Source organism: Agrobacterium sp. CFBP 3001 (assembly GCF_027871605.1).
Classification (GTDB): domain Bacteria; phylum Pseudomonadota; class Alphaproteobacteria; order Rhizobiales; family Rhizobiaceae; genus Agrobacterium; species Agrobacterium leguminum.
The window spans coordinates 1-5,193 of sequence record NZ_JAQAHD010000046.1 but is presented as its reverse complement, the minus strand read 5'-3'; the positions used below and the strand labels follow the sequence as shown (position 1 = coordinate 5,193).

At 54.6% G+C, this 5,193-nt stretch carries 5 protein-coding genes; all 5 read right to left on the bottom strand.

Annotated features, from left to right (window positions below; genetic code table 11):
• Window positions 1-204: 204 nt before the first annotated feature.
• A complete protein-coding gene (locus PH605_RS25135) occupies window positions 205-783 on the bottom strand; it encodes a hypothetical protein (protein ID WP_078053762.1) in 579 nt (192 codons plus the stop codon).
• 36 nt (window positions 784-819) lie between these two features.
• Window positions 820-1,551 (bottom strand): GAD-like domain-containing protein, encoded by a 732-nt coding sequence (locus PH605_RS25130; RefSeq protein ID WP_142846684.1) that lies wholly within the window; start codon window positions 1,549-1,551, stop codon window positions 820-822.
• 2 nt (window positions 1,552-1,553) lie between these two features.
• Window positions 1,554-3,128 (bottom strand): polymorphic toxin type 15 domain-containing protein, encoded by a 1,575-nt coding sequence (locus tag PH605_RS25125; protein ID WP_142846682.1) that lies wholly within the window; start codon window positions 3,126-3,128, stop codon window positions 1,554-1,556.
• Complete coding sequence (locus PH605_RS25120; protein WP_142846680.1) at window positions 3,125-4,240, bottom strand: DUF2169 family type VI secretion system accessory protein; 1,116 nt, start codon at window positions 4,238-4,240, stop codon at window positions 3,125-3,127. The genes PH605_RS25125 and PH605_RS25120 overlap by 4 nt, the downstream gene beginning before the upstream one ends.
• Window positions 4,241-4,253: 13 nt before the next feature.
• On the bottom strand, window positions 4,254-5,193 hold a 940-nt coding region (locus PH605_RS25115; protein ID WP_425292612.1), incomplete at its 5' end, for a bacteriophage T4 gp5 trimerisation domain-containing protein.

The window sequence follows — 5,193 nt, the reverse complement described above, 5'->3', positions numbered from 1 at the left end:
GAAAGCGCGGGTCATATTGCCTCCGACCAAATCACCAGTCGGATCATGGAATCAGAAATCGGACCGTAACGGAATCCTCAATCCGATTCCGAGTTCAGTGGACGTGCTCTAGACCCATCGCTTACTGCCTCAAGCCCTCGAAGTTTCGTTCCAACAGCCCGCCCTTTAGATGTCCAAAGACCAAGAGACTGGAGAGTTCGTGCCTCAGATCGGCAATTGCTTATATCCGTCAGCGATCAACTCATCCGTCCTATTTTTCTCTAAAACGAGCAGTTCGATAGGTCTTCCGTCCTCGAAATCGGACTTCTTGGGAACTGTGAAGCGCATGGAGATGTCGGGCGCGACTATTTCATTACGTTTCCTGAAGACGGATTGCGATCTGGCAATCACCAGTTCATAAAATTCTTTGGCAGGTATCTCAAAAATATTTCGCCCTTCAAGTTTTGGACGGCACTCGGCCGACAAAACGATACGAATAAGGATATCTCCGTGAAAAAAAACAACTGGCAGGCTTTTGGTTTTGGGAACCCACCGAACCTCTGCCGCAGCTTCAGCCTGCATCGCCGCAATCATCTCTTTAAATTCCTCAGGATCGAGACCCATCTCAGGCCCCATCGAGTTTAGCAGTTTCTCGAAGTCCGAAACTGCCGCTGACTCATCCTGCACGAGTTCGGGTTCAGCAAAGCCCTCAATTTTCGAAATCACTTCTTTAGATGTACCAAGCCTCAGCGGACCGATGCCTTCTCCCAGTAAAACTTCCCACGCTCCCGACTTGTCTGTCACTTTATGATTCCTTCGCGTTTAAGGTACACCACGCTCTCAGCGTTTCGCGCCTATCTTTCGAAGTGGGGTGACCTCACCCATGCTGCTTCCGCCTTCAGACGGTGGAGCGTAGTCATATAGAGTCGGAGTATCGAAGGAAGCCAGTAAGAGTAAGTGTTCCTTAAGTTTTACTTTTTGCAGATTTTTCACAGTATTTCGTCCGCCTACGCTAAGAGCTGGCACAAAGCCATAAACTTCCCCTGGTTCGAGCTCTCCAAGTGCTTTTAGAGCTTGTGGCATCATGTTCTGGTATTTTTCGTCTTCCCATGGCGCAACATATGGAGAGACGTTGAATGACAGTTTAAGACCGATCATTACTTCATCGGTCCATTGGCGATTTTGGTCTTCGTCATATCCGCGGGGCTCCACGCGGACCATGCCATTCGGCAGGTTCAACCGTATCGTCGCATCGCCATACCAAATATCGACATTACCGAACGCATTATATCCAAAGGCAATCATGCGCGTTGGATCAAGCTCAGGATCACCGAGAAACACATAGTCGATGACGGGCTGAAATATAGAGGGATCGCATATCCAATATTGGCCCCTTGACCAACTACACCAACCTTTTTCGATCCAGAATTTCACCAAGATTTCAGGCAAACGATCCTTATAGCGCTCTATTAATCGCGCGTCAGGCTTAACTATATGGTCGATCTCGTATGCATTCAGGAGCTCGTCAATCCATTTAGTTTCAAACACGTTATAGTTCGGCTTTTCTACCATTTTTATGTTCCTGTTAATGGCTCACCGGGACGACTGGGGTTACTTGGGCAAAGTCGAAGATCAACTTGCACACTTGGACAGTTGTTCGCCGCTTGTCTCTTCGCATGTTCCGTCAATCGGCTAGCGCGAGTATTTCCGTTTCGATTCGGATTGATCCATTGGCTTCCCATAGAGCTATTCTCGGAAAGGCCACCTATCCGGTTTTCAATTGGCAACGCCTGATCGACTACAGAATTATATCTTCCACCCGCGATCATGTCTGGATTATGCAATGCGGCCGCGGAATCCAGATATTGCCCCAATTTTATCGGACCCTGAACTGGACCGTATTTATCAACGTACATTTTCTGGATGCGCGGGTCATTCCTATATTCTTGGCGCGCTTTCGCCTGGAGCGGCTCTGACAAAGCCCGCATGCCCGCCGGATTCGCTAAATACTTTGCTTGATTGGCCAACATCTGCTGCGGACTCATATTGTTGAGCCCTTGTTCCTGCAATTCCATTTGTCGCTTGAACTCATCGAGATCGATCGTACTTTTTGTGGGCATAAAGCAGATTATCAATAAACGACATCTACGATTTTCATCCTCATCAATACGAACATTTGATCCAGGTGGCGGCACAGGAACAGGTTTGGGCTCCGGGTCCTGCGTCGGTTTATTTCTGTGTTCCTGAATTTTTGCAAACGTCTCATTCCGGATATCAGTACCGCTGTCCCAGAATGGAAGTTCGTTGATTCTGCGTTGCGCATCTAAAAGCAATTTCTGTTCAAAATCGTCTTGTGGAACGGTATCGGAAAAGTTCATCTTGTTGGTCGGAATAAGCACACCGGCGGCGAATATTCCGATCCCCGCCAATATCGTTCCCAAACTGACGCCTCCTGCCGCGGCAGCCCCCCCAGCGCCAGAAGTTGCCGCACCGGCGGCAGCGGTACTTGCTCCTCCAGCCGCAGCTCCACCCGCACCTTGAACGAGTGGAGCAAATCCTGGCGTGACGAGAAAGCCCAGAGCAGCGCCGCCAGAAGGCACGGCATCAGATGAACGATTTTGCTTTTCTGAAGCATCGGCGACTTCAATTGCACGAAGCGACCCCCGCACCGGATCATCGTCCTTGGGAGGGTCATAGGTCTGCGTGCTGCGGACGAAGATCGCCTCACCCTGGGTATTCCTGTTGTTCATATAAAAACGATCAAGGTGGCGAATGACATGCGAGCCTTCAGCACGCACCTGATCGGCGTGCCCGATGGGTTCGCAGATGCTTTCCACCGTACCGGATTTTACCCCCTTGCGGCTGCCGGGCGCATCGCCGTGCACATGTGTCGTGCACGAACGCATCACCATTGCCTTTTTGCCGGTGAACCGAACAGACGGCGTATAGTTTTTATCATGGCCGCAAAAATCCACGACCGGATAGGGAATAGGCACTACCGACGAGCCAACCGGTGTCAGGCATACATCAGGCGCCAAAGAGACGATACGCGCCTCATCGATGTCACGCAGTCCCTCACGCGGTGTCCCCGTGGTCCATGTGCCGGGATATTGGGGCTCTCCGATATAATTGTCGCGGGGGATGCTCATGCTGTCTCCCTCTCGGTTAAAGCCGCTTCGGTTTCAGGAGACTTCAGACGAACGCGCGTCAGGGTAAGTTTTGTTTCACCGGCATCGGGAAGAGGAAACCTGATGCGCCAGGTCAGAAGCACCCGCCCGTCATTGCGCCAGTCGAATTGCACGCCATCGAGCTTCAGCACATGCCATTCATCACGATCTTCGCGAGAGCAATGGACACCGAGGGTAAGGCCAGGCAACGAGCCTTTCGCGACCGGATGCTCAGAACTCAGATTAACGAGCTCGTAGTTCTCGTCACCCTTGAGGTGAGGCGTCGCGATGAGATCAGGATGGGCCGCCTGCCAGAAGCGTGGATCAAAATCACGCGGCAAGAGGGGGTGCCTCTCCTTCCGCCAACCGTCGTCATAAGTTCCGGAATATTGCTGACGGAACTGCCACCAAGGCGAAACGAGTCCAAATCCCTGCGGTTCCGGCGTGCTCCGCCAATCGGAATGCTCACCAACGGCAGCGATCTGCGGAGCTGGAACAGGCCCGGCGTCGGCAGGCATCTCAAGATTGACGATGCCGCACCCAAGCGGATTTCGGCGCTCCACGTCAATCGGTGTTTCCGTCCCCGCGTCACCTGTGCCAGGGATCGCGCCGCCATAAGCGTTGCGCCAGCATATGGCCACGCTTCTAGCCGGTTCAGGATCGCTCAGTTTCCAATCCGCTACCACACGTTTGGCTTCCCTGGCGGTAAAACCTGCCCATTTCTCCTTAACGACAGGTTGCCAGAAGCGTTTGCCGAAAACCTCGATTTCCTTGAAAATTCCACCAACGCGGATGGAGGCACGCCAGGATTTCTCCGGCTCGCCACTCGCAGACCACGCATTCCCGAGAAAGGTTATATCCGTGCCGGGCTTGTCCGGGGTAAGGTCGCTTTGGCGCAGGAGGACGGTCTGGTGCGGATCGCCCTCATAGGCATCCTCCCACTGGAAACTTTCCTGCTCGGCTGCGACATCCAGCGAACCGCCCTGAGCATGCGTGAATGTTGCACGCACGGAGACGATACAATCGAGCCCTCCTTCGGCATCGAACTGACGGAAAGCCATGGCGGGAAACGGCAGGCGGTTCTGAAGTTCCAAGACCCGGCCTCCGTCAGTTCAGATCGATCGGCTTGCCGCGAAGCTGAAAATGATCCGTCGCCACGAAATTGAAGGTCTTGCCAAGAATGATGACCTCGCCATTCGCCTTCATGATGAATTTGGAATCGCCGCATTCGATGACGAACTCTTCACCGACTGCAATCTTCTTGAACTTTCCGACGCTCTCCAGCGACGTCTGGCCTACATTCGTAACCTTGCTGACCCCGATCTGTTCAGCCCGCGCCACACCGACGCTATCGGATTTGAACGTGCTGACGATCGTGTTCATGATGCCCGGCAGCGGAAACAATCCCGAAGCATCGGAACCGACGCCCGAGCCGGAGCCGGCTAGCGCCGTACCCGCATCCGCGCGCGGGCTCGGGCCGGAAACGACCCCCTCACGCGAGGAAAGACCGCCTGCGCCGAGGAAGCCGAGTGCGGATGAGGCGAGCGTGGTGGCGAAGGCCGCGACACCCGGGCCACCGCCGCCGGCGATCTGGGCGGCCTGCGAAAGCAACCCCGCCGTCTGCCCGGAGAGCGCCTGCACACCCGCCATCGCCATCATCGCCATCGGCCCCGTGCCGCCGACGACGGTGTTTACCGAGCCGCCGATCTCGTGTTTCTGGTTGCCGGAAACTTCCACCGCGCGGTTGCCGCCGACCGAGGCGACCTCATGCCGATCGATGCGCTTGGTCCGGTCATTCAGAACCCGCGTCGTCTGGTCCTTCTGGGCGTGGAAGAACTGGTTCTCCTTGCCGGCCTCATCCTCGAAAGTGATTTCGTTGAAACCGTCGCCCTTGTGGCTGTTGGAGCGCAGCACCATGCGCGTCTTGTTGGCCGGCAGGTCGTAAGGCACGGAATTGGCCGGATTGTTGACCACGCCGATGACCAGCGGCTTATCCGGGTCGCCATCGACAAAGGCGACCATCACCTCCATGCCGATGCGCGGAATG

Coding starts and splice junctions, on each gene's coding strand:
- PH605_RS25125 (WP_142846682.1), bottom strand. CDS start 3,128: ATGAGCATCCCCCGCGACAATTATATCGGAGAGCCCCAATATCCCGGC.
- PH605_RS25130 (WP_142846684.1), bottom strand. CDS start 1,551: ATGGTAGAAAAGCCGAACTATAACGTGTTTGAAACTAAATGGATTGAC.